General features: G+C 39.4%; 18 protein-coding genes, 15 tRNA genes and 1 riboswitch. All 33 genes read left to right on the forward strand.

Annotated elements, in window-relative coordinates; all coding sequences use genetic code 11:
- Position 1 precedes the first annotated feature (1 nt).
- A tRNA-Leu gene (locus C3945_RS09445) sits at positions 2-74 on the forward strand.
- Positions 75-88: 14 nt separating this feature from the next.
- A tRNA-Arg gene (locus C3945_RS09450) sits at positions 89-162 on the forward strand.
- A gap of 14 nt (positions 163-176) precedes the next feature.
- Positions 177-250 (forward strand) — tRNA-Pro (locus C3945_RS09455).
- A gap of 14 nt (positions 251-264) precedes the next feature.
- Positions 265-338: transfer RNA gene (locus C3945_RS09460), tRNA-Met, on the forward strand.
- Positions 339-345: 7 nt separating this feature from the next.
- Positions 346-419: transfer RNA gene (locus C3945_RS09465), tRNA-Ile, on the forward strand.
- Positions 420-433: 14 nt separating this feature from the next.
- Positions 434-506 (forward strand) — tRNA-Met (locus C3945_RS09470).
- A gap of 88 nt (positions 507-594) precedes the next feature.
- Positions 595-667 (forward strand) — tRNA-Asp (locus tag C3945_RS09475).
- A 7-nt stretch (positions 668-674) separates the two neighbouring features.
- Positions 675-745: transfer RNA gene (locus C3945_RS09480), tRNA-Gly, on the forward strand.
- A gap of 28 nt (positions 746-773) precedes the next feature.
- Positions 774-847: transfer RNA gene (locus C3945_RS09485), tRNA-Ile, on the forward strand.
- 24 nt (positions 848-871) lie between these two features.
- Positions 872-960: transfer RNA gene (locus C3945_RS09490), tRNA-Ser, on the forward strand.
- Positions 961-978: 18 nt separating this feature from the next.
- A tRNA-Glu gene (locus tag C3945_RS09495) sits at positions 979-1,050 on the forward strand.
- A 9-nt stretch (positions 1,051-1,059) separates the two neighbouring features.
- Positions 1,060-1,149 (forward strand) — tRNA-Ser (locus C3945_RS09500).
- An 18-nt stretch (positions 1,150-1,167) separates the two neighbouring features.
- Positions 1,168-1,240 (forward strand) — tRNA-Asp (locus tag C3945_RS09505).
- 17 nt (positions 1,241-1,257) lie between these two features.
- Positions 1,258-1,330, forward strand: a tRNA-Phe gene (locus C3945_RS09510).
- A 10-nt stretch (positions 1,331-1,340) separates the two neighbouring features.
- Positions 1,341-1,411: transfer RNA gene (locus tag C3945_RS09515), tRNA-Gly, on the forward strand.
- Between the two features lie 738 nt (positions 1,412-2,149).
- A riboswitch (SMK box riboswitch) is annotated at positions 2,150-2,231 on the forward strand.
- Complete coding sequence (metK, locus tag C3945_RS09520) at positions 2,229-3,425, forward strand: methionine adenosyltransferase (RefSeq protein ID WP_161879454.1); 1,197 nt, start codon at positions 2,229-2,231, stop codon at positions 3,423-3,425. Its footprint overlaps the riboswitch before it by 3 nt.
- A 99-nt stretch (positions 3,426-3,524) precedes the next feature.
- Entirely contained in the window at positions 3,525-4,784 is a 1,260-nt protein-coding gene (gene yfmF / locus C3945_RS09525; RefSeq protein ID WP_161879455.1) for an EF-P 5-aminopentanol modification-associated protein YfmF, read from the forward strand.
- A 2-nt stretch (positions 4,785-4,786) separates the two neighbouring features.
- Positions 4,787-6,067, forward strand: coding sequence for an EF-P 5-aminopentanol modification-associated protein YfmH (gene yfmH / locus C3945_RS09530; RefSeq protein ID WP_161879456.1), 1,281 nt, complete (start codon positions 4,787-4,789; stop codon positions 6,065-6,067).
- Between the two features lie 401 nt (positions 6,068-6,468).
- A complete protein-coding gene (locus C3945_RS09535) occupies positions 6,469-7,368 on the forward strand; it encodes a helix-turn-helix domain-containing protein (RefSeq protein ID WP_161879457.1) in 900 nt (299 codons plus the stop codon).
- 69 nt (positions 7,369-7,437) lie between these two features.
- Positions 7,438-8,025 carry a CDP-diacylglycerol--glycerol-3-phosphate 3-phosphatidyltransferase gene (pgsA, locus tag C3945_RS09540; protein WP_161879458.1) on the forward strand — a complete coding sequence of 196 codons (588 nt, stop codon included), beginning with the start codon at positions 7,438-7,440 and terminating at the stop codon, positions 8,023-8,025.
- A 256-nt stretch (positions 8,026-8,281) separates the two neighbouring features.
- Positions 8,282-9,559 (forward strand): competence/damage-inducible protein A, encoded by a 1,278-nt coding sequence (locus C3945_RS09545; RefSeq protein ID WP_161879459.1) that lies wholly within the window; start codon positions 8,282-8,284, stop codon positions 9,557-9,559.
- Positions 9,560-9,681: 122 nt separating this feature from the next.
- Complete coding sequence (recA, locus tag C3945_RS09550; RefSeq protein ID WP_161879460.1) at positions 9,682-10,740, forward strand: recombinase RecA; 1,059 nt, start codon at positions 9,682-9,684, stop codon at positions 10,738-10,740.
- Between the two features lie 408 nt (positions 10,741-11,148).
- Entirely contained in the window at positions 11,149-12,708 is a 1,560-nt protein-coding gene (gene rny, locus C3945_RS09555; RefSeq protein WP_161879461.1) for a ribonuclease Y, read from the forward strand.
- A gap of 133 nt (positions 12,709-12,841) precedes the next feature.
- Positions 12,842-13,645 carry a TIGR00282 family metallophosphoesterase gene (locus tag C3945_RS09560; protein WP_161879462.1) on the forward strand — a complete coding sequence of 268 codons (804 nt, stop codon included), beginning with the start codon at positions 12,842-12,844 and terminating at the stop codon, positions 13,643-13,645.
- Positions 13,646-13,699: 54 nt separating this feature from the next.
- Positions 13,700-16,306: a DNA mismatch repair protein MutS gene (mutS, locus tag C3945_RS09565; RefSeq protein WP_161879463.1), complete on the forward strand. Its 2,607-nt coding sequence runs from the start codon at positions 13,700-13,702 to the stop codon at positions 16,304-16,306.
- 33 nt (positions 16,307-16,339) lie between these two features.
- Entirely contained in the window at positions 16,340-18,214 is a 1,875-nt protein-coding gene (gene mutL, locus C3945_RS09570) for a DNA mismatch repair endonuclease MutL (protein WP_272928096.1), read from the forward strand.
- 44 nt (positions 18,215-18,258) lie between these two features.
- Positions 18,259-18,690, forward strand: coding sequence for a peptide-methionine (R)-S-oxide reductase MsrB (gene msrB / locus C3945_RS09575; RefSeq protein ID WP_442862176.1), 432 nt, complete (start codon positions 18,259-18,261; stop codon positions 18,688-18,690).
- 117 nt (positions 18,691-18,807) lie between these two features.
- On the forward strand, positions 18,808-19,419 hold the full coding sequence (ruvA, locus tag C3945_RS09580) for a Holliday junction branch migration protein RuvA (RefSeq protein ID WP_161879465.1): 612 nt from the start codon (positions 18,808-18,810) through the stop codon (positions 19,417-19,419).
- A gap of 34 nt (positions 19,420-19,453) precedes the next feature.
- Positions 19,454-20,467 (forward strand): Holliday junction branch migration DNA helicase RuvB, encoded by a 1,014-nt coding sequence (gene ruvB / locus C3945_RS09585; RefSeq protein WP_161879466.1) that lies wholly within the window; start codon positions 19,454-19,456, stop codon positions 20,465-20,467.
- 38 nt (positions 20,468-20,505) lie between these two features.
- Positions 20,506-21,537: a tRNA preQ1(34) S-adenosylmethionine ribosyltransferase-isomerase QueA gene (gene queA, locus C3945_RS09590; protein WP_161879475.1), complete on the forward strand. Its 1,032-nt coding sequence runs from the start codon at positions 20,506-20,508 to the stop codon at positions 21,535-21,537.
- A gap of 42 nt (positions 21,538-21,579) precedes the next feature.
- A complete protein-coding gene (gene tgt, locus C3945_RS09595; RefSeq protein ID WP_161879467.1) occupies positions 21,580-22,725 on the forward strand; it encodes a tRNA guanosine(34) transglycosylase Tgt in 1,146 nt (381 codons plus the stop codon).
- A gap of 127 nt (positions 22,726-22,852) precedes the next feature.
- Positions 22,853-23,188 carry a preprotein translocase subunit YajC gene (gene yajC, locus C3945_RS09600; RefSeq protein ID WP_161879468.1) on the forward strand — a complete coding sequence of 112 codons (336 nt, stop codon included), beginning with the start codon at positions 22,853-22,855 and terminating at the stop codon, positions 23,186-23,188.
- A 53-nt stretch (positions 23,189-23,241) separates the two neighbouring features.
- The gene (locus C3945_RS09605) at positions 23,242-23,523 is read left to right on the forward strand and encodes a post-transcriptional regulator (protein ID WP_237585536.1); all 282 of its coding nucleotides are present in this window, start codon (positions 23,242-23,244) and stop codon (positions 23,521-23,523) included.
- Positions 23,524-23,656: the final 133 nt, after the last annotated feature.

Raw genomic sequence — 23,656 nt, forward strand, 5'->3', positions numbered from 1 at the left:
TGGCGGAATAGGTAGACGCACAGGACTTAAAATCCTGCGGAGGTTTCTCCGTGCCGGTTCGATTCCGGCCCTCGGTATTAACACTTTTGCACCCTTAGCTCAATTGGATAGAGTACCTGACTACGAATCAGGCGGTTAGAGGTTCGAGTCCTCTAGGGTGCATTATTACTTTTAAACGGGAAGTAGCTCAGCTTGGTAGAGCACTTGGTTTGGGACCAAGGGGTCGCAGGTTCGAATCCTGTCTTCCCGATTGTTTATTGTAATGGCGGTGTAGCTCAGCTGGCTAGAGCGTACGGTTCATACCCGTGAGGTCGGGGGTTCGATCCCCTCCGCCGCTATTGAAGCGGACCTTTAGCTCAGTTGGTTAGAGCAAACGGCTCATAACCGTTCGGTCGCAGGTTCGAGTCCTGCAAGGTCCATTATTTATTATTATCGCGGAGTAGAGCAGTTGGCAGCTCGTCGGGCTCATAACCCGGAGGTCGCAGGTTCGAGTCCTGCCTCCGCAATTTGCTTTAGCAACAACAGCTATAGCATGCGTAACGAAGTGTAGCGCGCTTGGACGCCAGTCCACAGTGTGACTTACAATAATTATTTGGTCCCGTAGTGTAGCGGTTATCACGCCTGCCTGTCACGCAGGAGATCGCGGGTTCGATTCCCGTCGGGACCGTATTTATGCGGGTGTAGTTTAGTGGTAAAACCACAGCCTTCCAAGCTGTTGTCGGGAGTTCGATTCTCCTCACCCGCTTTATACTGATAAAGTATAGTGAAAATTAGGGCCTATAGCTCAGCTGGTTAGAGCGCACGCCTGATAAGCGTGAGGTCGATGGTTCGAGTCCATTTAGGCCCATTATATCAATTATACAATTGATATGGGGAAGTACTCAAGTGGCTGAAGAGGCGCCCCTGCTAAGGGTGTAGGTCGGTTTTGCCGGCGCGAGGGTTCAAATCCCTCCTTCTCCGTTCTTTAAAATTTATTTTGGCCCCTTGGTCAAGCGGTTAAGACACCGCCCTTTCACGGCGGTAACACGGGTTCGAATCCCGTAGGGGTCATGTTAATATGGAGGATTACCCAAGTCCGGCTTAAGGGAACGGTCTTGAAAACCGTCAGGCGTGTAAAAACGCGCGTGGGTTCGAATCCCACATCCTCCTTCTTATAAATTAAGTAAAGGTCCCGTAGTGTAGCGGTTATCACGCCTGCCTGTCACGCAGGAGATCGCGGGTTCGATTCCCGTCGGGACCGTATTTATTTTGTGTTTAGGCGCTGTAGCTCAGTTGGTAGAGCAACGGATTGAAGCTCCGTGTGTCGGCAGTTCGACTCTGTCCAGCGCCATTCTTGATTTGCGGGTGTAGTTTAGTGGTAAAACCACAGCCTTCCAAGCTGTTGTCGGGAGTTCGATTCTCCTCACCCGCTTAAAAATCAAACTGAAAAAAAGCAACCTCGATAATTAATCGGGTTGCTTTTTTTGTTTTATTCATTAACTTTCATAGTGATTTCGTTAGTAGATACGACGTTATTGGTTTCTACGAAGGAGAGCAGCCCCTAAGATTATGAATGGTAGTTGACTATATACAACTACCTCAGATATAAAGCGTGTGTGGATATAAAATGACAAGATGCTTAGGATGCCAAAACTGAGTAAGACTGCCATTATGTTGTAAAAACCCCCCATTTCAAATTGAACAAAAATACTCTTTATTTGTATCAGAAAAGAGGTCATCAATAGAATGAGAAGCATATACCATGAATAGTATAGTCCAAAAAAGAGTGCTATTATTAATAGAAGACCTTCAGCAATGAATAGTGTTTTTTTTATATGATTATTATGAGGAAAAATATGTAGGGCTTTCTTACTTAAGTGGGTTAAGAAGATATAAAGAAATATCAAAACAATCGAAAAAGAAAACTCTTGGTAGTATAATGCAAAAAGTGTTCCAATAGCTGGGGGGCCTATGATGTATAGCCATTCAACTTTAATTTTTCTGTTAGACAAGTTATCACAACTTTCATTTATATGGTTACTAATAGTTTACCACTTTTATAACTGGTGTACACAGGACTCTTTGTCAATTTAACCGATTATACTTAAGTTATAAGAACTTTCTTACTAAAAAGAGAATGAATACTTTCTTAATCTATGTTAAAATAGTATAGGTTTACAATGAATTCCCGATAGGACGGCCACAACCGGTCGGAAGCCTTGTAACCGAATAGTTAAGGGGGAATAAAAATGACAGAAAGAAGATTATTTACATCGGAGTCTGTAACAGAAGGGCATCCAGATAAGATTGCAGATCAAATCAGCGATGCTATATTAGATGCTATCTTAGCCAAAGATCCAGAGGCTAGAGTAGCTTGCGAAACGATGGTAACAACTGGCTTAGTATTAATTGCTGGAGAAATTCGAACAGAAACGTACGTTGATATGCAAAAAGTTGCAAGAGACACGATTAGAGATATTGGTTATACGCGAGCAAAGTATGGTTTTGATGCCGATACATGTGCAGTCTTAGTATCTATTGATGACCAGTCACCTGATATTGCTGTAGGGGTCGATGACTCTGTTGAATACAAATCAGAAGAGCATGATGAACTGGATAAAATAGGAGCGGGCGATCAAGGCTTAATGTTTGGCTTTGCTTCAAATGAAACACCTGAAATGATGCCACTACCTATATCATTGAGTCATAAACTAACTAAGCAATTAGCAACGGTTAGAAAAGATGGGACTTTGGATTACTTAAGACCAGATGGAAAAGCACAAGTGACAGTTGAATATGGCGAAGGCGATATTCCAGAACGAATTGATGCGATTGTCATCAGTACACAGCATCATCCTGATGTAACCTATGAGCAATTAAAAAAAGATATTATCAAGCATGTTATTCAAGAAGTCATTCCTGAAGTGTGGCTGGATGATGAAACGAAGTACTATATTAATCCAACAGGTCGCTTTGTTGTAGGGGGCCCTCAAGGAGATGCTGGCTTAACAGGTCGAAAAATAATTGTCGATACTTATGGCGGCTACGCTCGTCATGGTGGCGGTGCATTTTCTGGCAAAGATGCAACTAAAGTGGATCGTTCAGCAAGCTATGTGGCTCGCTACATTGCTAAAAACATGGTAGCTGCTGGATTAGCTGATAAAGTTGAAGTTCAACTGGCGTATGCCATTGGAGTCGCTCAACCAGTATCCATATCTGTTGATACGTTTGAAACAGGAAAGGTCTCTGAAAAAGAGATGATTGAAGCGATTAGAAAAACATTTGATTTAAGACCAGCTGGAATTATTAAAATGCTAGATTTAAAGCGTCCTATTTATAAACAAACAGCTGCTTACGGTCACTTCGGTCGATTGGACTTAGATTTACCTTGGGAACGCACAGATAAAGCGGATAATTTATTAATGGTACTTGGAAAAGGCAAATAAACTAAATAACACCAAAAAGTACAGGGTTTCAGTTCCATTGAAATTCTGTACTTTTCATTTAAGCGAATAATATAACTATATAAAGTAAGGAGTGACTGTATGATAAACATTCAAGAAGGAGTCAAGTTACATGTCATACCTACCAAGACGTTTAAAACACTATCCATTCAATTGATGTTTAAAACAACTTTAAAAAAAGAGACGATTACCGAGCGAGCGTTGCTCTCTTATTTACTTGAAACAAATAGCCTTAATTATCCAACACAGACAGACTTTAGAAAACGATTGAGTGAGCTATATGGAGCTGAGTACTATACTGACGTTAGTAGGATAGGAAATGCCCATATACTATCGATTAATATGGATATCGTTAATGATAGTTACTTGGATCAAACGGGACTCTTTGAAGATGTTATTGATTTTTTATACCAGACACTTTATCACCCTCATGTATTTGATCATGCGTTTCATGGGCCAACCTTTGACAGAGAAGTGACTAATCTAAAGGATGAGTATGCTTCGCGAATTGATGATAAAGAAGACTATGCTGCAATGAAATTAATGGATTTGTTTTTTGAATCAGGCAAGCATAGTATGCCTATTCTAGGAGTAGAAGAAGAGCTTCAGAAACTAAATCCCAAACGGTTGTATGACAGTTATAAAGACATGTTGTTGCACGATGAATTAGACATTATTATATTAGGAGATATTGAAACGGACCGTGTGAAAACCGCATTTGAACCATGGACATTTGGACCTAGATCTAAGTCAAATGCTAGTATTTTTCAAAAGATAAAACGATCAAAAGTAATGAAGCGATTTGAAGAGAGTCAAGATATTCACCAGACGAAATTAGCTATCGGTTTTCGTTTGCCCGTTTATTTCAAGGAAGAAGACTTCGCTGCTGGGCTCATTTTTGATGGCCTTATTGGCGGGTACACACATTCAAAGTTATTTACTAGAGTTCGAGAAAAAGAGGGCTTAGCCTACGCTATATCCAGTGATTTAGATAGTTTTAGAGGGTTAATGCTTGTGACAGCAGGTATTGATGATGATAAATCGCAAAAAGTAGAAGATATGATAGTAGAAGAATTAAAAACATTACAAGAAGGGCACTTTAGTGAATCTGACCTCCAATTAACCAAAGCTTTGATAAAAAATGAGTTTATGCAAACCTTGGATCACCCTGACAGCATTATAGCTAGTCTTTACAGTGATATATTAATTAACGGACCAGTTTGGAGTATCGATGACTGGGTCGAGACAATTGATGCAGTAACCAAACAAGACGTACAGCGACTGGCAAAAACATGTACGCAGGAAGCTGTGTTCTTATTAAGGGGTGAAAAGAGTTCATGATTGTGAAAAACTATAAAAGACTGGATGAACAAGTCATAACAACTTTGTTGGATAACGGTTTAACTGTTCACCTATTACCTAAAAACAATTACCATAAAACCATTGGGGTTCTCTATACGGATTTTGGCTCAATTGATACAAAATTTATACCAAAAGGGCACACCGACCTCAAGTCATATCCTCCTGGAATCGCTCATTTTCTTGAACACACCTTGTTTATTAAAGAAAAAGGGGATGTGTCTCAAGAGTTTTCTAAATTAGGAGCATCTGCCAATGCGTTTACAAGCTATAGCAAAACAGCTTATCAATTTTCTACTACAGAACATGTGAGAGAAAATGTAACAACACTGCTGGATTTTGTACAGCAACCTTATTTTACTAAGGAATCTGTTGAAAAAGAAAAAGGAATTATTTCTCAAGAAATTCACCTATATAAAGATGACCCGGACTGGACATTGATGCTTGGCTTAATTGGGAATTTGTATCCTACACATCCTGTTAGTGATGATATAGCTGGGACCGAAGACAGTATAGAAAAGATAACACCGGAATTGCTGTATGAAGTGTATGATCATTTTTACCAGCCTGGTAATATGACTCTCCTTTTGGTGGGCAAACTGGATGCAAAAGAGTTAATAGGATTGATAGAAGAAAATCAACTCAGTAAATCAAGTGTGCCTTCTCAACGACTTTTAAGAAAAGAAGGAGCAGATAATTTAGAGACAATCATTCCTTATAAAAAAATAAGTATGCAAATTAGTAAGCCTAAAGCGTTAGTTGGCATAAGAGGAAATAAGTACAATTTAAGAGGTGAAGAAAGACTGCGTCATCTTATTCTTATGGATCTTTTATTGAACATGCTGTTTGGAGATACGTCTTCTACTTATTTGGCAATGTATGATGAAGGACTGATTGACGACAGTTTTCAGTTTAATTATACATTCGAGCGACGTTTCGATTATATTAGTTTAGGTGGAGATACTTCCGAACCAGAACGCCTCGTTGATGCGATAAAAACAATTTGTTTTAACTATGAGTGGAATCCAGACATTAACGCGGAACATTTCTCTATTATTAAAAAGAGCTTGATTGGACAAGCTTTGCTGTCTATGAATTCATTAGAATTTTTGGCTGATCAGTTTGTAGAACATGATTTTGAAGCTGTTTCTTTTTATGACACCATAGACATTCTAGAATCTGTCAGTTTAGAAGAAGTGAAAAGTCTAGCTGCATCATATTTCCTTTCAAGTAACAGTTCATTCTACATCATCGATACAGAGTGACCATCCCACTGGTTTTAAGAAGTGAGCGTTACAATTAATGCTTACTTAAACTGTTTAATTTAGTGAAAATCAAGACGGTTAGCTTTATTTATAAAAAACAAGCTAATTGAATCTTTATTCGCTTAGTTTAATTTTCCATTTTATTGTAAAGAAATCTTTAAAAACCTTTAATAAGAATGCACCTTATATCCTATACTACAATAATCTCGTATGTTATACTTTTATAGATAGATACTACTCTCGAAACGATTAACAGATTAATACACTATTTGAATCAAATATAAAACGATAATATTGAACTGATTGATTAAATGAAGACGAACGGAAGTTGACGAAAGTGTATAAGGTTTAAGAGACGCCTCTTAACTAGTTTCTTGAAATACTTTAGGTGGGTGAATAAAGTGAATGATATTGGTGAAAAACTAAAAGAAGCACGAAAAGAAAAAGGATATACATTAGATGATCTTCAACAAATAACCAAAATCCAAAAGCGTTATTTGATCGCTGTTGAAGAAGGAAAGCTCGAAGTCCTGCCCGGGAATTTTTACGCCCGCGCGTTTATTAAACAATATGCTGACTCGGTAGGTTTGAATGGCGAGGAACTTTTAGAGGAGCACACAGATTCTCTGCCACAAGCTAATCAGCCTTCTGTGACTAAACAGGTCACAAGTACTCAGACTCGTTCAAGTGGGAAAAATAGCGGCTTTCTTGGCACACTACAAGATAGTTTGCCTACTATTTTAATTGTCCTCCTTGTCCTCGCCATTATTTTCGCTATTTACTTGGCTATTACAAGTGGAGACCGAAATGATGAGGGGGCCAACTTTATCCAAGAAAATGGAACTGAAGGAATGGTCGAAGTAGATGGCAATGAAGATGCTATGGATAGCGATGAAGATTCAGAGAATACAGAAGGTTCTGCTACTGACGAGAATGAAGATGACGCATCTGACGGAGAAGTAGAGGAGCCAGAAGGTCAAAGTATTGAAGAAACAGATAGTACGACAAATACAACAACTTACACCATCACTGGGGAACACCCGGAAAACCAGACCATTGTATTATCTGCTGAAGGTGGAGACACATGGGTCAGTGTCGAGATTGATGGCGTCATGGGTAACCAGGCTTTGTTAACCAATGGTGAATCACTAACGACGGAGTTTGATAACACAGCTGAAACAGTTAACCTAGTTATTGGGAATGCGGCTGCCACAACCGTCACTTTAAATGATGAAGCATTACCATATGGCGAAGCTGCTACAGAAGCGGTTCGTCAAGAGATGACTGTGATATTCGAATAAAAAGGTTACTTGACGTTACTCATTCATTTAGTGTGAGAATGTGTGTGTCAAATGCCAGGAGGAAAACAAGTGAATCTGCCGAATAAAATAACTTTATTTAGAATATTTTTAATACCAATCTTTTTAATCGTCGTGCTAGTTCCCTTTGATTGGGGAACCGTAAGCATGCTAGGGTCTACCGTAGAGATGAATCTGTTGGTGGCAACACTTATTTTTGCTATAGCAAGCTTTACGGATTGGCTAGATGGCTATTTAGCTAGAAAAATGAACATCGTTTCTAATTTTGGGAAATTTGCAGATCCCTTAGCAGACAAACTATTGGTCATGTCTGCTTTGGTCGTCTTAATAGAATTTGGTTTGGCGCCGTCATGGGTAGTGGCTATAATCGTATCCAGAGAGTTGGCTGTTACAGGACTACGTTTGCTTCTAGTTGAGCAGGGTGGCGTCGTTATGGCTGCTGCTTGGCCTGGGAAAATCAAAACAAATACTCAAATGTTTGCTATCATATTTTTGCTTCTGGATGATTTTCCATTAGCACAATTTAATATTCCTATTGGAACCATTTTATTGTACATCTGCTTAATCTTTACTGTCTATTCGGGAGTCGACTACTTCTATAAAGCGAGACACGTCTTTGCAGGTACGTTTTCATCTTAAACTAGCAAAAAGCTAACAAACAATAACGATAACTAAATAAATGTAAAAGAACAATCTGACTATATTTAATAGGGAAAGTATCACCTCCTAATTTAAGTAAAGTCGATTGTTCTTTTTTTGCTTTTATAAAAACGTGCAGAATAAGTTTGTCTAAAAAGTGAACAAAACGCTGAATCAGATTAAAAATCGCTAATATGATAAAATAAAAAAGTGATATCTGAAAAATAAAGGTAATAGTATATATAGGGGGATTAAAATGAAAGTGGAAATCATTTCAATAGGAACGGAGTTGTTGCTTGGACATGTGGTCAATTCCAATGCTGCTTTTTTATCTCGCGAGCTGACTTCTTTAGGGATGGATGTTCTTTATCAAGTGACCGTTGGAAATGATGAAAAACAGCTGCTTGAGGCAGTTAAATTAGCCGAGACACGATCTGATTTGCTTATTTTTATAGGAGGGATGGGACCGACAGAAGATGATATAACAAAAGAAGCATTATCCAAGCATCTGGATACGACACTCATTTTACACGAGGAAACAGAAGACAAAATTATTACTTATCATAAGAATTCGGATCTTAAGATGCCCGAAAACAATCAGTTACAAGCTTTGATTTTGGCTGATTCTACTCCACTGCCCAATGATACCGGTCTTTCAGTCGGTATGGTTTTAGAAAAGAATGACCGACTGTATGCTTTAGTACCAGGGCCGGCGGATGAATGTGAGCCGATGGTTGAAAACCATTTGAAACCATTCCTAGTTAAAAAAGTGCTGGAGGAGAATGTTGTTCACACTCGACGTCTAAAGTTTTTTGGATTAACAGAATCACAGGCTAAAAAACATATTGGAGACTATTTGAGCCATGAAACCAATCCGTCTGTCTCTCTCTATTCGAATGAAAGCGAAATGACAGTTAGGCTGACAGCTAGAGATAAATCCGACGAAGCAGCAGAAGAACGACTGGACAAAATGGAGAAGAAGATTATGAAGGATTTATCCGAATTCTTTTATGGCTACGGAGAAAAAAGACTGGCAGACGTCATAAAGGATATATTGATTGAAAACGAATTGACAATCACTGCTGCAGAGAGCCTGACAGGTGGAGCATTTCTAAGTGCATTAACAAGTGACTTATCTGCTGGGGCCATTCTAGAAGGTGGAATAGTGACTTACAGCACAGATAAGAAACATGAAGTGTTAAAAGTAACTAAGGAGACAATTGAAAAATACGGTGTGGTAAGTCCAGAGTGCGCTATTGAAATGGCCGAAAAATCTATGAACTTATTCGGTTCGGATATTGGCGTGGGTCTGACAGGAGTTGCCGGGCCAAGCTCGATGGAAGGACAGATTCCTGGGACCGTTTGGATAGGCATAGCATACAAAGACAAGACCTCTTTTGCTAAGCATTTTCACTTTGGGTATAAACGGAACAAGAACAGAAGCTTATCTGTTTTACATGCATTAGATCTTGTGCGACGAGTGATTAAAGAGCTTCCAATTGATAGTTCAATTAATTATGGCGAAGATAAATAAACCGAATGAATGTTCGATAAACGCTTGATTTTTATCTTAAAAAAGCTTATAATTAATAGTGTTGAAAGAGTAAATAAATGATAAATTCGTTGAATGACATGACCATAACAGGAGGAAATTAAATGGCAGATGATCGCGCAAAAGCACTTGAAGCAGCATTAAAAAAAATTGAAAAAAGTTACGGTAAAGGCTCCATCATGAAAATGGGAGAAAAGATTGATACTCAAATAAAAACCGTTTCTAGTGGATCACTCGCTCTTGACGTAGCGCTAGGTATAGGTGGCTACCCACGAGGAAGAATTATTGAAGTATACGGACCAGAGAGTTCCGGTAAAACAACAGTAGCCTTACATGCTATTGCATCTGTTCAGCAAGCTGGCGGAATAGCTGCCTTTATCGATGCAGAACATGCTTTAGACCCTAAGTATGCTTCAGCATTAGGAGTAGATATTGATGAACTTTTACTGTCTCAGCCAGATACAGGAGAACAGGCGCTTGAAATTGCGGATGCTTTAGTATCAAGTGGAGCAGTTGACATAGTCGTCATTGACTCTGTAGCTGCCCTTGTACCAAGAGCTGAAATTGACGGTGAGATGGGTGATTCTCATATTGGATTGCAAGCTAGACTAATGTCACAAGCGTTACGTAAATTATCTGGATCGATAAATAAAACAAAAACAATTGCTTTATTTATTAACCAAATACGTGAAAAAGTTGGCGTTATGTTTGGTAATCCTGAAACGACTCCTGGTGGTCGAGCATTGAAATTTTACTCTACTATCCGTTTGGAAGTAAGAAGAGGAGAGTCTATCAAATCTGGTACAGATATGACAGGTAACCGTACACGAATCAAAGTCGTTAAAAATAAAGTGGCTCCTCCATTTAAAACAGCAGAAGTGGATATTATGTACGGACTAGGTATTTCTCAAGTCGGAGAGATAGTTGATATGGGATCTGAAGAGGATATTATTGATAAAGCTGGTTCATGGTACTCTTATGGTACAGAACGTATTGGACAAGGTAGAGAAAATGCTAAGCAGTATCTACTTGATCATCCAGAAATGCGTGCTGAAATCGAGAAGAGAGTTAGAGTAGCTTATGGGGTCGGAAGCGAAGAAGACATTCAAATCGTTGAAAGCGCCGAAGCACAAGTTGAACCTGAAGCGTTGGAACTTGATTAATTTTAATTAAATATGTAACCTGTCCAGATAACACTGACTTATTACCCTTTATTTACATCGGGGAAAGTCAGAGTTATCTGGTTTTTTTATCCAGAGATTTAAAGTCATAATAAATAATGAAGAGTCACACTCTTAACCAGTCCAGGGGGACTAGATAAGGCGTATCGTTAACTGAAAGGGAACAACTCATCATACAAATCTAGTAAAAGAAGACATAAAAGAACCTTATCAATGAGAGAAATCCATGTTGACAGAAGCCAAAAAGAGCTTTAGAATTAAGCTAGTGTGTTTCTTGTTGTTTAGAAGAAACAGACCTATCGTGTAATATAACATAAACATGATTGTGTCTATGGGCACGTCAACTTATCTTAATGCATGAAAACTAAATAATGATACGGAGGTGATGAGATGGACACACTAACTATAACCTTCGCTATCGTTGCTTTAATAATAGGTTACATCACAGGATATTACATTACTAAACGTTCAATCAATAACAGATTAGCTCATTCGAAACAAACAGCTGAAGATATTATTGAAGACGCAAATAGAGAAGCAGAAACCTTAAAAAAGGAAGCGTTACTGGAGGCAAAGGAAGAAATCCATTCTTATCGTACGGAAATAGAGTGGGAGCTAAAAGAGCGCCGAACTGAAGTATCTCGCCAGGAAAATCGATTGGCTCAAAGAGAAGATAATATTGGGCGTAAAGAGAATACACTGGATAAGAGAGAAAGCTCGATGCAGAGCCGTGAGGACAAACTAACTGCACGTCAGAAAAAAGTGGAAGAGCTGGAAAGAAGAGCAGAAGCATTGGTGGAGGAGCAACAGTCAAAACTCCATACGATTGCCGCTTTATCAGAAGAAGAAGCGAAATCTATTGTGCTTAATAAGGTAGAAGAAGAGCTGACTAGAGAAATGGCAATCATGGTTAAACAGTACGAGGATAAAGCGAAGAGCGAAGCAGACAGAAGAGCTAAAGTCCTTATAACTCAAGCTATCCAACGCAGTGCTGCAGACCATGTGACTGAATCCACCGTCAGCGTCATTAGCTTACCTAATGATGACATGAAGGGACGCATTATCGGACGTGAAGGTCGAAATATCCGAACGTTAGAAAGTTTAACGGGTATGGATTTAATCATCGATGACACGCCGGAAGCTGTCGTATTGAGTGGTTATGATCCAATCAGAAGAGAAATTGCTAAAATGGCTCTTGAAAAATTAATTTCTGATGGCCGTATTCACCCAGGAAGAATTGAAGAGGCAGTTGAAAAATCCCGTAAAGAAATGGATGAACGGATTAGAGAAATCGGGGAAGAAGCTATTTTCAACCTTGGTATTCACTCCATTCACCCAGACTTGCTAAAAATTATTGGTCGTCTACAATTCCGAACAAGTTACGGTCAAAATGTGTTAAACCACTCGATCGAAGTGGCCAAATTAGCTGGTATTATGGCAGCTGAATTGGGAGAAGACATTCAACTGGCTAAACGAGCCGGATTGCTTCACGATATAGGAAAAGCTTTGGATAGCGAAGTGGAAGGATCACACGTTGAAATTGGCGCTCAAATCGCCATGAAGTATCAAGAAAAGGAAACCGTGATTAACACAATTGCATCACACCATGGGGATGTACCAGCAAGTTCGACGATTGCTGTACTAGTAGAAGCTGCAGATGCTATTTCTGCCGCAAGACCTGGTGCGAGAAGCGAATCGCTTGAGCATTACTTACAACGACTAGAGAGCCTTGAAAAAATATCTAATAGTTTCAAGGGAGTCAAAGAAAGTTTTGCCATTCAAGCTGGACGCGAAGTTCGTATTATCGTTAAACCAGAAGAGCTGGATGATAGCATGGCTTCCAAGTTAGCTAGAGATGTAAAAAAACAAATCGAAGAAGATATGGACTATCCTGGACATATTAAAGTAACGGTGATACGCGAAACGCGTACTGTAGAGTATGCTAAATAAATAGTATAAATTGATAACCAATCATGAGGCAGCTCAGCTCCTTATGATTGGTTTTTTATCAATTCAAAGACACTTTGATTTCTGCCTATTAAACCTGTTAAAATGAATACACTTAGTAGAAAAGAGGAAAACCATGAAAATCTTATTCATAGGTGATGTCGTAGGGTCTATAGGTCGAGACATGCTTAAAGAGTACTTACCTAAATTAAAAGAACAGTATAAACCGCAAGCAACCGTTGTAAATGGCGAAAATGCTGCCGGTGGACGGGGTATTACCGAGAAAATATATAAAGAAATGCTTCAATCAGGCGTCGATTTGGTGACGATGGGGAATCACACGTGGGATCAAAAAGAAATAATGGATTTTATCGATACAAGTAAAAAATTAATTAGACCAGCAAATTATCCCAATAACGAGATTACTCCAGGAAAAGGGATTGCCTATATTAAAATTAATCAATTAGAACTTGCTGTCATTAACTTGCATGGACGAGCTTTTATGGGTGATTTGGAAGACCCGTTTAGAGTAGGGAAAGAAATAGTCGAAGAGGCTAAAAAAAGAACTCCTCATATTTTAATCGATTTCCATGCGGAAGCGACCAGTGAAAAAGAAACCATGGGTTGGTATATGGATGGTCATGTCTCTGCTGTATTGGGGACCCATACCCACGTACAGACAAATGATGCACGTATCCTTCCTCAAGGAACTGCATATCAGACAGATGTTGGAATGACGGGTTTTTATGATGGTATACTAGGAATGAAGAAAGACAGCATTATTCAAAAATTCTTAACACAAATGCCAGCTCGGTTTGAAACCCCTGAAGAAGGTCCTGGCCGATTAAATGGATGTTATTTAGAATTAAATGATCGGACAGGGAAAGCAGTAAAAATCAAACCCATTCGTATCGATACGGATCATCCTTATTTTTATTAAAAGAATGTGACGTGTCAACGAGTTGAGAGCATAAGGATAGAAAGAGTGAGAGTATTGCCACAGCAAACAAAACATACACCAATGATGCAACAGTATTTAGCCATAAAAAAACAATACCCCCATGCTTATTTATTTTATCGATTAGGAGACTTTTACGAGCTCTTTTTCCAAGACGCTGTGGAAGTATCCAGACTACTCGAGTTAACCCTAACAAGTCGGAATAAGAATGCTGAAGAGCAAATACCAATGTGTGGCGTACCCCATCATTCAGCAAAAGGTTACATAGATAACTTAATTGAAATGGGTTATAAAGTAGCTATCTGTGAGCAGGTGGAAGACCCTAAAACGGCTAAAGGAATGGTTAAGCGTGAAGTTGTTCAGGTTATTACACCAGGAACAGTGATGCAGTCAAAAACAGTAGATGCTAAAGAAAACAATTACTTAGTCGCTATTGAGTCGTTGCCAGACGGAATCGGCTTGGCTTATGCAGATTTGACTACAGGTGAAATAAAAGTCACTCGACTAAAAGACCAAGAAGCTTTGTTCAACGAAATACATTCCCTTAACTGCAAAGAAGTCATCGTGAAACCAGGTGAATCTCTAGAAATACAAGAGATACTGAAAAGTAAGTGGTCGATTGCTTTGTCTCATCCTTTGGATACCTCGTTAACTCATTCATTGACGCATTTGATGGCTTCTTTGAATGATGAAGAGATTAAATCTGTTTTGGATTTGCTTTTACATTATTTATCTACGACTCAAATGAGAAGTCTTGACCATTTGCAGGAAGTTGAAGTATACCAAACGGATCACTTTTTAGTCTATGGACAAGAAGCGAGACGAAACTTGGAATTAAGCAAATCACTAAGAGACGGGTCTAAAAAAGGGACGCTATTATGGCTTGTAGATGAATCCAAAACGGCGATGGGGGGACGTATGCTACGCTCATGGTTGGAGAAACCATTGATTCAAAAAAGTAAGATAAATGAGCGCCTGGATAGTGTTGAGAGTTTGATTAACCACTTCTTTGAACGAAATGATTTACAAGACGTCTTAAAAAAGATATATGATTTAGAGCGATTAGCTGGTCGAACAGCTTTTGGCAGTGTGAATGCCAGAGATTTGATTCAATTGAAAGAATCATTAAAACAAATCCCTCACTTGATCAGTATCATTGAGAGGCTAAATAGTGAAGGTAATTGGGACCGTTATATTGAAAAGCTGGATCCTATTGATGATGTGAGAGATTTGATCGAAGAAGCGATTGAAGAAGAGCCGCCCCTGTCAACAACGGATGGTGATATAATCAAATACGGTTATCATAAACAATTGGATAAATATAAAGAAGCGATGACCGATGGCAAACAATGGATGGCTGCATTAGAACAGCAAGAAAGAGAAGCCACTGGTATAAAGAATTTGAAAATAGGGTTTAATAAAGTATTTGGTTATTACATCGAAATATCTAAAGCCAATATCCAACGATTAGACCAAAACAGATATGAAAGGAAGCAAACCTTAGCTAACGCAGAACGATACAGCACACCTGAATTAAAAGAAAAAGAAGCGTTAATTTTAGAAGCTGAAGAAAAGTCCAAGTCACTGGAGTATAAACTGTTTACAGAGGTAAGGAATCAAGTGAAATTACAGATTGACAGACTACAGGCATTAGCTAAAACAGTTGCTGAAATTGATGCTGTTCAAAGTTTTGCTACAGTAAGTGAAGAATACAATTATGTACGCCCACAATTTTCAGAAGAGTCACAAGATGTCTATATTGAAAAAGGCAGACACCCTGTCGTTGAAAAGGTCATGGGTCAGCAATCTTATGTGCCTAATGATGTTGACTTAACTGGCGAGACTGACGTCTTACTCATTACAGGACCGAATATGTCAGGTAAAAGTACCTTTATGAGGCAGTTGGCTTTAACCATTATTATGGCTCAAATGGGTTGTTTTGTTCCAGCTCATAAAGCAGTGTTGCCCATTTTTGACCAGCTATTCACCCGCATTGGAGCGATGGATGATTTGATTGGTGGTCAAAGTACATTTATGGTTGAAATGACTGAAACCAATCAAGCTCTTAAGCATGCGACGTCAAAAAGCTTATTGTTATTTGATGAAATTGGTCGGGGGACAGCAACTTATGATGGCATGGCTCTAGCCGAAGCGATTATTGAGCACGTTCATGATACGATCAAGGCGAAAACCTTATTTTCGACTCATTACCATGAATTGACTGTATTGGAAGAGCGTCTTCCAGGGTTGAAAAATGTTCATGTAGGGGCAGTTGAAGAAGAAGGGAACCTAGTGTTTCTTCACCAAATGCTTCCAGGTCCAGCAGATAAAAGTTATGGGGTTCAAGTAGCTAAATTAGCTGGCCTCCCACATGATTTACTAGAGCGTGCGGAACACATTTTGCACGAATTGGAACAAAAAGAAGAGAACTTATTTGAAACAGATGACTCTTCCGTCAAAGAAAAGAAACCGTCTGTAGTGAACGAGACCTCATCAATGGAACAACTCAATTTATTTGGTGAACTTTCTGAAAAAGAGTATGAAGCATTGGAGCAATTAAAGTCTATGAATGTGATGAATACAACACCATTTGAAGCCTTACAGTTACTGAATGAATTGCAGACGAAGTTAAATAAAGGTTAATGGTAGAAGGGGAAGTAAAGGAGGGCCAGAGAGTTGAGCAAACACATTCATATCATGTCTTCTACACTGGCTAACCAAATAGCGGCTGGAGAAGTCATTGAAAGACCCGCGTCAGTAGTTAAAGAGTTAGTCGAAAATGCTATTGATGCGAGGAGCACCCGAATAGAAGTATTCGTGGAAGAAGCAGGGTTGAAACGGATTCAAGTGGTTGACGATGGCGTGGGAATCTCATCAGATGATGTGTTGGATGCCTTTCAGCGGCATGCAACCAGTAAATTGCTTTCAGATGATGAGCTGTTTCGTATTCGCACACTCGGTTTCCGCGGAGAGGCTTTACCGAGTATTGCTTCAGTCTCTAGATTGACTCTGGAGACCGCTGAAGAGAACCAGCCAGGTAGAAAAGTCGTTCTTAATGGTGGAGAAGTAATTGAAAATCAAGCAGCAGCTTCCAGACGAGGCGTAAATATAACGGTTGAAGAACTCTTTTATAATACACCAGCCCGCTTAAAATACGTCAAAACATTAAAAACAGAATTGTCTCATATTAGTGACACGGTTAACCGATTGGCATTAGCTCATCCAGAGATTGCGTTTAAATTAGTCTCTGATGGAACAGTTATTAGTAAAACGGTTGGAAATAAAGATCAAATACAAGCAATAGCTGGTATTTACGGTGTTGAAACAGCTAAGAAAATGAAAAAGATTGAGAAGGCTAACTTTGATTTCGAGGTATCGGGTTATGTGTCTCTTCCTGAGACGACTCGGGCAAGCAATAACTATATGACTCTTATCGTAAATGGTCGCTATATAAAAAACTTTATCTTGAACCGTGCTATAGTAGATGGTTACGGATCAACGTTGATGGTTGGCCGTTACCCGGTGGCGGTCATTAATGTGAATATGGATCCGTTACTACTTGACGTGAACGTGCACCCGACCAAACAGCAAATTAGAATCAGTAACGAGAAAGAACTGGCACAGCTTATCAGTGAGGCAATCAAAGAAAGAATGGCGGGAGAGTCTCGTATACCTAATGCTTGGGAATCTTTTCAGACGAGACCTGCTAAACGGATGCCAGCTCCTAAAGATGAGCAGACACGGTTATCTTTTGAACAGTCTAAACTAGAGCCTGTTTCTTCAGACTACCTCCCAAATCATCAGCCGACTAGTGATTACCTTAATGAGACATCAGAAGTGACTACCAGCCATCCACCAGTTCAATCAGTTGCTAAAGAAACAGATTTTGTTGATAATAATCATGTAGCCCCTGTATTAAAGACGGCTCTTAACCAAACTGAAGAAGAGACTAACTCAAGACCTTTTCCTGACTTGGATTATATTGGTCAAATGCATGGAACGTATTTATTTGCTCAAAACGAATCGGGTTTGTATATTATAGACCAACACGCTGCTCAAGAGCGGATTAAATATGAGTATTATAAATCGGCTATCGCAGAAGACGGTACGGATTTACAGGAGCTTTTAGTCCCTATTGTTATCGATTACCCATCCAGTGATGCTATGATTATCAAAGACAACAAAGAAAAGCTGGAAGATGCCTCAGTCTTTTTGGAAGACTTTGGTCAAAATAGCTTTCTTATTCGTCGTCACCCGACGTGGATGCTAGCAGGACAGGTAGAAGACACGATTAAAGAGATGATTGATTTCTTTTTAGAAAAGTCCTCATTGTCTGTTAGTCAGTTTAGAGAAGCGACAGCCATTATGATGAGCTGTAAACGATCAATTAAGGCAAACCATTACTTGTCTAATCAAGAGGCAAGAGCCTTGCTTAATCAGTTAAGCGAAGCTCGTAATCCTTATAATTGTCCACATGGACGACCGGTTTTAGTGAACTTTACAACAACGGACATGGAGAAAATGTTCAAACGGATTCAGGATTCTCATTAACCATGATCTTATTAAGTAATTGAAAGGAAGAAAAGTAGATGACTATGAAAGACAAAGATGAATTAAAAAGACGCCTCACTCCTATTCAGTATGAAGTCACTCAAAACAACGCAACGGAAAGAGCCGGCACGGGAGAGTATGATGAGTTCTTTGAAGAAGGCATTTATGTAGATGTTGTCAGTGGAGAACCTCTATTTTCTTCAAAAGACAAGTATGACGCAGGTTGCGGTTGGCCATCCTTTACACGTCCAATAAGAAAACGCACGATTCAAGAAAAAAGAGACACGTCATATGGCATGGAACGCATTGAAGTAAGAAGTAAAGACGCTGACTCTCACTTAGGTCATGTCTTCAACGATGGTCCAACAGAAGAAGGCGGCTTAAGGTATTGTATTAATTCTGCTGCGATGCGATTTGTACCCGTCACAAAATTAAAAGAAGAAGGATACGAAGAGTATCTATCTGAATTTGAGTAGTCCATAACTGAAAATGACATTCACCACGCAAACATCTGCTCCTTAAGGCACTTTAAGGAACGGGTGTTTTTGTGTTATAATAGCTAAGATTGACTAGGAACGGAGTGGGAAGGCTCAATGTATGAATACATTACAGGGAAAATCAGTTTTATTTATCCAAGCTATGTCGTTGTAGAAACGAATGGTATTGGATATAAACTACTTATGGCGAATCCATTTCGCTACACAGAACAGTGGCATAAAGAAGCGACAGTCTACGTTTATCAGGATGTTAGACAAGATGCAATTCTACTGTTTGGTTTCCAAACGATACAAGAGAAGCAGTTATTCTTAAAATTAATTAATGTGTCTGGGATTGGACCGAAATCCGCCTTAGCTATTTTGGCAAATGATAATCATCAAGGCTTTATTCAGGCCGTTGAAAATAATGACACGACATTCTTGATGAAGTTTCCTGGAGTAGGCAAAAAAACAGCTTCTCAAATTGTCCTTGATTTAAAAGGGAAGTTGAGTGATTTTGATGTGTCCGATTACACTGGATCAACTGATGGAGTGACCGGACAAGGTGATTTATTATCGCCCAATCATCATTTCAATGAAGCGATGGAGGCCTTGCTTGCTTTGGGCTATGCCAAGAGAGATATTGAACGAGTGAAGAAGCAGCTTGATCCGTCTGCTGAAATGACTACAGATGCTTATATAAGAGAAGCTTTAAGCAAATTAATATAAGCGGTGAAGACTTAATTGACAAAGGAGGAGGACAATGACTGATAAGCAACACTTGACTTCAGATGAGCTTTTGAACGATGCAGAGCAGTCACTTGAATTAACCTTGAGACCAAAATTATTAACTCATTATTTAGGTCAAGAAAAAATAAAAGCAGAATTAACCATTTATATTGAAGCCGCGAAGAGAAGAGAAGAGACGTTGGATCATGTCCTTCTTTACGGACCTCCTGGTTTAGGGAAAACGACGATGGCAATGGTCATTGCCAATGAAATGAATGCTGATATTCGTACAACCAGTGGACCGGCTATCGAAAAGCCGGGGGATCTTGTCGCTTTGTTAAATGATTTGGAACCTGGCGGTATACTCTTTATCGATGAAATTCACCGGATGCCCCGTATAGCTGAAGAAATGCTGTACTCCGCTATGGAAGATTTTTATGTCGATATCATCATTGGACAGGGAGAGACTGCTCACCCCGTCCATTTTCCCTTGCCTCCTTTCACATTAATAGGAGCAACAACACGAGCAGGCACATTATCTGCTCCTTTGAGAGACCGATTTGGGATTTTGGCTCACATGGAATATTATAATAAAGATGAATTGAAAGAGATTGTCCTCCGTTCAGCCTCTGTTTTTCAGACTGGAATTGAGACAGAAGGAGCACTGGAAATTGCCAGACGCTCGCGTGGAACGCCTCGTATCGCTAACCGTTTACTCAAAAGAGTGAGGGATTATGCACAAGTTAAAGGGGACGGTACGGTCACTCAATCCATTGCTTCAACTGCTCTTGATTTGCTCAGAGTCGACGACCATGGGCTGGATAGTGTCGACCAAAAGTTGCTTGATACCCTGATTGCTATGTATAATGGAGGACCGGTTGGTTTAAATACCTTATCGGCAAATATCGGCGAAGAAACAGAAACCATTGAGGATATGGTCGAACCGTATCTTTTAAAAGAAGGGTTTATTCAACGAACAGCTCGTGGGAGAGTGGCCACAGCTAAAGCCTATGAGCATTTGAATATGTTGCATTTATTGAAATCGTGACACGTTATTTTATTTGAAAAAGGGGACACAAGATGACACTGACTACCAATGATTTCGATTTTGATTTACCTGAAGAACTGATTGCTCAAACACCTTTGAAGAATCGGTCAGCATCAAAAATGATGGTATTATCGAAAGACAAACAGACTATTGAGGATAAGTATTTTGAATCTATTCTTGAAGAATTACAAGAAGGCGATGCCCTGGTCATGAATGACACACGGGTACTCCCTGCGAGACTGTATGGAACAAAAGAAGACACGAATGCCCATATAGAAGTTCTTTTATTGAAAAATATAGAAGGCGATACGTGGGAAACATTAATGAAACCAGCTAAAAAAGCTAAAATGGGTTCAGTTATTTCCTTTGGAGATGGTCGGCTTAAAGCAACGGTCACGGCATTACTGGAACATGGTGGACGCATTGTTGAATTTTCTTATGAAGGGTTATTTCTTGAGGCATTAGAATCTTTGGGAGAAATGCCGCTTCCGCCTTATATTAAGGAACGTTTGGATGATCAGGAGCGTTACCAGACTGTCTACGCTAAAGAAAATGGATCGGCAGCTGCACCAACGGCAGGTCTACATTTCACTCAGGACATTTTGGAAAGAATTGAGGATAAAGGTGTTAAGTTGGTCTTCTTAACCTTACATGTTGGTTTAGGAACCTTTAGGCCAGTCAGTGTAGATAACATCGAAGAACACACCATGCATGCAGAGTTCTACCAATTATCTCAGGAATCCGCAGATGCACTTAATGAAACGAAGAAAGAGGGCGGACGAGTGGTCGCTGTCGGGACAACGTCGATTCGTACGTTAGAAACCATTGGAAATGAAAATAATGGTGAGCTAAAAGCATCCAGTGGCTGGACAAGTATTTTTATTTCGCCAGGTTATGAGTTCAAAGTAGTGGATGCTTTTTTAACTAATTTTCATTTGCCTAAATCCACCTTAATTATGTTAGTCAGTGCCTTTTTAGGGCGAGAATTTGTCTTAAAAGCATATAACCATGCTGTGAACGAACGTTACCGCTTCTTCAGTTTCGGTGATGCCATGTTCGTTAAGAAATGAAATGAAAAATGAATAGAACGAAAGAATAGACAGGAGAACGATATGAGTAAACACCCAGTTACCTATCAGTTAGAAAAAAAAGAAAAACACACAGGAGCTCGTTTAGGGACAGTGACGACGCCTCACGGCACCTTTGAAACACCTATGTTTATGCCAGTTGGAACACAAGCCACTGTTAAAACCATGGCGCCTGAAGAGTTGGACGATATGGGAGCAGGTATTATTTTAAGTAATACGTATCACTTATGGTTAAGACCAGGAGCAGACATTATTGAAGAAGCAGGCGGCCTACATAAATTCATGAATTGGGACAAAGGTATTTTGACTGATTCAGGAGGTTTTCAGGTTTTCTCACTGGCAGACATGAGACGAATTGAAGAAGAAGGGGTACATTTTAAGAGTCACTTAGACGGATCTAAATTATTTTTATCCCCTGAAAAAGCAATCAATGTCCAAAATCAGTTGGGTCCAGATATCATGATGAGTTTCGATGAATGCCCACCGTTTGACGAATCCTATGATTATGTCAAGAAATCAGTTGAGCGTACTTCCAGATGGGCAGAACGAGGACTTGAAGCTCATAGAAACCCTGATAGACAAGGATTATTTGGAATTGTTCAAGGAGCGGGATTTGAAGATTTAAGAAGACAGTCTGCGAAAGATTTAACGAGTATGGATTTCGCAGGGTATTCTATCGGAGGGCTTTCAGTAGGGGAACCGAAAGAAGATATGTACCGTGTGCTTGACTTTACGACGCCACTGCTTCCTGAAGATAAACCAAGATACCTTATGGGAGTCGGTACGCCGGATGCATTATTTGAAGGGGTCATTCGTGGTGTGGATATGTTTGACTGTGTGTTACCTACACGAATTGCTCGTAACGGAACAACGATGACCAGTAAAGGTAGAGTCGTTATTAAAAACGCTCAGTATGCCAGGGACTTTGGGCCGCTTGATGAGAATTGTAACTGCTATACTTGCCGCAATTACACCCGTGCTTACATTAGGCATTTAATCAAGACAGAGGAGACCTTTGGCTTAAGATTAACCAGCTATCACAATTTATACTTCTTACTTGATTTGATGAAGAAGATTCGTCAAGCGATCAGAGAAGACAACCTACTCGAATTCAAAGAGCAGTTCTTCGAAGAGTACGGTTATAATAAACCAAATGCGAAGAATTTCTGAGATTTTCTAAATAACTAGTAATTGACCAAAAATATTGCTAAGATTAGTGTTGAGTAGTATGAGCTTTTTAGTCTGACTGTGTAAAGGCAGTAAAGGCGTAAATTAGAAATAGACGGAGGAATAATACATGGAATTACTATTAGGAACGTTTCCTTTCATCATCATGATTGGGCTGATGTATTTATTAATGATCAGGCCACAACAAAAACGTGCAAAAGAAACACAAAACATGTTGGGCTCTCTTCAAAAAGGTGATTCAATTGTCACCATTGGTGGCCTTCATGGTTTAGTTGATGAAGTGAATGAGACGAATAACACTGTTGTTCTTGATTGTGAAGGGATTTACCTGACATTTGAAAGACGTGCGGTTGCTAGAATCGTTACAAAAGCAACAGCAGCTGGAACAACTCAGGTTGAAGACCTAGGTTCGAATAGCCCTGATAACACTGGTAACGAAGACTAATAAAAAGGGAACTTGCTTTACTCCCTTTTTTACAGAGTAAAGGAGGTCACCTCTTGGATGTTCTGTCACATGATTTCGATGAGTATGAATTATGGCTAAGAAAAAAACAAAAGGAATTCCAACGTCATGGCTACGATCAAGTCACGATTGACGATTTATGGGAATTCTGTACGAGCTTTTTATGGAAGCATCATCGACCGACTCGATACTATCAGGAAGTCGACTCCATTTTATCTATTCATATGAATGATTATTTCAACTATGCTTCATTAAAAGCACAAGTGTATACCATCTCATCACTCGATGACATGGAATTGGATGATTTATTAATATAAATATAAAACAAGCAGGCTATTATAGCACTGCTTGTTTTTCTTTAGGTCGAGACAGACCAGTCAAGTCGTTTTTAACCGACTAACTGTTCATAATAGAGTTAAAATCAAATTCGTTATTCGCCTCTTTTTCTTG

The sequence above is a fragment of the Alkalibacterium sp. MB6 genome, from assembly GCF_009935905.1.
Classification (GTDB): Bacteria; Bacillota; Bacilli; order Lactobacillales; family Carnobacteriaceae_A; genus Alkalibacterium.

What these genes read in the sequence shown, in the direction of transcription:
- ruvA (WP_161879465.1), top strand. Translation starts at nt 18,808, where the DNA reads ATGTATGAATACATTACAGGGAAAATCAGTTTTATTTATCCAAGCTAT.
- msrB (WP_442862176.1), top strand. Translation starts at nt 18,259, where the DNA reads ATGAAAGACAAAGATGAATTAAAAAGACGCCTCACTCCTATTCAGTAT.
- yfmF (WP_161879455.1), top strand. Translation starts at nt 3,525, where the DNA reads ATGATAAACATTCAAGAAGGAGTCAAGTTACATGTCATACCTACCAAG.
- C3945_RS09545 (WP_161879459.1), top strand. Translation starts at nt 8,282, where the DNA reads ATGAAAGTGGAAATCATTTCAATAGGAACGGAGTTGTTGCTTGGACAT.
- rny (WP_161879461.1), top strand. Translation starts at nt 11,149, where the DNA reads ATGGACACACTAACTATAACCTTCGCTATCGTTGCTTTAATAATAGGT.
- ruvB (WP_161879466.1), top strand. Translation starts at nt 19,454, where the DNA reads ATGACTGATAAGCAACACTTGACTTCAGATGAGCTTTTGAACGATGCA.
- recA (WP_161879460.1), top strand. Translation starts at nt 9,682, where the DNA reads ATGGCAGATGATCGCGCAAAAGCACTTGAAGCAGCATTAAAAAAAATT.
- metK (WP_161879454.1), top strand. Translation starts at nt 2,229, where the DNA reads ATGACAGAAAGAAGATTATTTACATCGGAGTCTGTAACAGAAGGGCAT.
- yajC (WP_161879468.1), top strand. Translation starts at nt 22,853, where the DNA reads ATGGAATTACTATTAGGAACGTTTCCTTTCATCATCATGATTGGGCTG.
- C3945_RS09560 (WP_161879462.1), top strand. Translation starts at nt 12,842, where the DNA reads ATGAAAATCTTATTCATAGGTGATGTCGTAGGGTCTATAGGTCGAGAC.
- tgt (WP_161879467.1), top strand. Translation starts at nt 21,580, where the DNA reads ATGAGTAAACACCCAGTTACCTATCAGTTAGAAAAAAAAGAAAAACAC.